Source organism: Desulfosarcina sp. (assembly GCF_041551955.1).
In the GTDB taxonomy this organism is placed as follows: domain Bacteria; phylum Desulfobacterota; class Desulfobacteria; order Desulfobacterales; family Desulfosarcinaceae; genus Desulfosarcina.
This window is the reverse complement of record NZ_JBFELV010000543.1, coordinates 1-3023: the sequence shown is the minus strand read 5'-3', so window position 1 is coordinate 3023 and position 3023 is coordinate 1. Positions and strand designations below refer to the sequence as shown.

The 3023-nt window shown below is 54.2% G+C and carries 2 protein-coding genes; both read left to right on the top strand.

The window, feature by feature from the left end; all coding sequences use genetic code 11:
- Positions 1–1907 (top strand): helicase-related protein (locus tag ABYV26_RS23825; RefSeq protein ID WP_372683844.1); only part of this gene is annotated, 1907 nt, incomplete at its 5' end.
- Positions 1908–2021: 114 nt separating this feature from the next.
- A partial coding sequence (locus ABYV26_RS23820) for a hypothetical protein (RefSeq protein WP_372683843.1) occupies positions 2022–3023 on the top strand: 1002 nt, incomplete at its 3' end.

Below are 3023 nucleotides of genomic sequence, written 5' to 3'. Positions count from 1 at the left end.
CGGTCATCAGCAATGCCGAGGCTGTTGGAGAATGGCTGAACGGTAAGCCCAATGTCGTCGAAGGCACAACCTTGATTCCGACTTCCAGATCGGTCGGATTTGCGAGCTGGCTCGATAAGTTGGGAAAGATCGAGTACGTCGACAGCCGTGACGCCGAACAAGGTGAGTTTTTCGTTCCGAGGGTGATCGAAAGATTCAATCTCGGAAGGAAGAAGCGGGAAAGAGCGGATCGCTTTTTCCCTGAAAAAACGGACGGGCAGGCTATCGCACTTTACCTCGGTCTGAAATTGGTCCCGAATGGCAGTATCGCTGTTTTCTGCGGGCGGAAGTCGACAGCGGCCAGCGTCTGTGAAAAGGCCGTCGATATTATCGAGCGAGGTGCACCGCTGGCCTTGCCGTCAGATTTTTCAGACGCCGAGGAAGTTGCGAGGCTAACACATCTGCATATCGAGAATCTCGGCGCTGATGCTCCGGCGTCCCAGAGCGCGGCACACGGCATTTTTTCCCATCATGGCAATACGCCTCATGGTATTCGGCTGGCGGTGGAGCATGCCATGCGCAACGACCTTGTACGATTCGTTGTTTGCACATCCACTCTGGCGCAGGGCGTAAATCTTCCCATTCGATACCTCATCGTGACCAGTGTTTACCAGGGTATGGAGCGCATCAAGGTCCGCGATTTCCACAACCTCATTGGCAGAGCGGGTCGCGCCGGAATGCATACCGAAGGCAGCATCCTGTTTGCCGATCCGGTGATCTATGATAAGCAAAAGGCGCAAAATGATAAATGGCGCTGGGCTCAGGTGAAAGAACTTCTGGAGCCACGCAATTCTGAGCCATGCATTAGCAATCTCCTATCAATCTTCGACCCCATCAAGAGTGATGACGAGAAATACACCATAACCATGGAGGCTCTGGATTTTACCAAAGCCTATATCAACAATCCTGATGAAATTGCCAAATTGGCTGACGGAATATCTGCAAAACATGGTGGCAAAAATTTCTCACGGGACGGTGTCGAGCGGCAAGTCGCCTGGCGAATCAGCCTCATCAGTGCCGTCGAAAGTTTCCTGTTATCCCATTGGGATGAATCGGAGGATGGTCTTTCAGAAGCCGATGTGATCAGGCTGGCCGAAGGAACGCTGGCTTTCTTCTTGGCTGATGCTCAGAAAAAGGAGCATATTCGCGAATTATTTCAGCTTCTCGCTGGGAACATATCTGTTAACATCACCGATCCGGCTCGCCGAAAAATCTACGGCCGTACGCTTTACGGTATTCAAGATGCCCAAGCCATTGAGGGATGGGTTCAAACCAACGCCGACAGCCTGCTTTCGATTGCTGATGAAACAGACGCGCTCGATCTTGCCTGGCCATTGCTTACCCGGCATATCAACAGTGACGTATTCACCAAGTTCGATAAGCCGGAGGTGCTAAAAGAAATCGCGCATGGGTGGATCAGTGGAAAGCCCTTCAGCGATCTCCTGAAAATCATCCGTAAGCGAAAAACCAAGATGATATGGGGCACCCGCCGGAGGGAGTTCAAAATCGATCATGTCGTCGATGTCTGCGAAGGGACGCTCGCTTATGACGGAGCGCTCGTTTTAGGCGCTGTGTGTGAATTCATCGAAACCCTCGACCAAGATGGCACCGGAGACTTGATCAATCGTCTGCAGCTTTTTCAAAAGCGACTGAAATATGGTCTGCCCACCGAAACCACCATTGCCCTTTATGAACTTGGCTTTTCGGACCGCGTCATCGCTCAGGACCTTGCCGCATCCTTAAACCTGGCAGCGACCCAGAAGAAGGATCTCGTGAAGGCGCTGAAACGAGACCGGGACGGAGCCAATGCGGTGATGGAAAAATACCCAAGGTATTTCCAGGAGCGAATGAATGAACTCCTGCAGTAGAAATCCAGATCATCGATCCGAAGTATCTCGCGCCCTGCTGTTGGCCCGGTTGCTGGGGGAGCGCGGAGCCTACGATAGTTCTCGGGGAAAGCTCGCATTTCCCCAGGAGGGTAAATGAATCAGCAGGCGCAGCCATCACCAAGAGAGCATCATTTCTACGTTGCAATAGCCAAGTTCCTTTTCCACCATCCAGAGCATGGCATCGTATCAGTGCGGGACCCGATCAAGATCAAGGCCGCAGAGCGATACGGGCTCAGCCCGCTCATACTCTATGGATTGACCGTTGCCGGGTTGCCCATTCGGTGGATGACCTTTACCCCAGTCGATCAGCCCAGGCCCTTCCGGGATGTTCTTTTGGATGCATGGCGTAACGCCGAGGGCTTGCGTGGCCGACCGGACATCCTGCGGATCAACCGCCACATCGCGACGGCCAGCCCTGAACTAGTAGGGGAAATGGCAAAAATCGGAGTCCAGATCGAGGTTGCCGATGCCAAGGAGAAATCCCTTCCAGCTTCCCTGCGCTCAGCCCAGGACTCCAGCCGGTGGCTGCTGAGGAAGCACGACGGAAATGACCGGTCTCTTACCGGGTCCATCCAGGCCCTTTGCCGGTACGCTCAAGCTGACCACGATTTTCGTGCCAGGGATGGTCAAAGAGGCGTGAATAGCCGAGAGGTTGAAGACAGAATCCAGCAGTGGCTGACCTTACCGGCGCAAGTGCCGGTGCCAATAGTGGCGGGTGGACTCGACTGGGAACCCGGTCCATGGCTGTCATCCTGGGAGACCTCTCTGCCGCCCGATCAGCCCCGATATTTCAACCACGATGGGTTTGATGGCTCCACCTGGCTACTGACAGGTGAGAAGGCACCGGAGGATATCGTCGAGGATGATGATTTCTGGGCCGACAGTGACTATGACAACGCAGCCGAAATCGCCAAGAATCTTGTGGCCTGCTGGCCCAACCCGCCTGCAGAGATTGCCAGGTGTGCCGGGATCACCCTGCGGGAACTTCAATGGTTCACCTCGGGGAAGGCGTCCCTTGACCGACATGCGCGTTTTGACCTGGAAGCCTTGCTCGGCATCGAATACGATGAAAGCGTGGGCAGATATGTAGAGTCT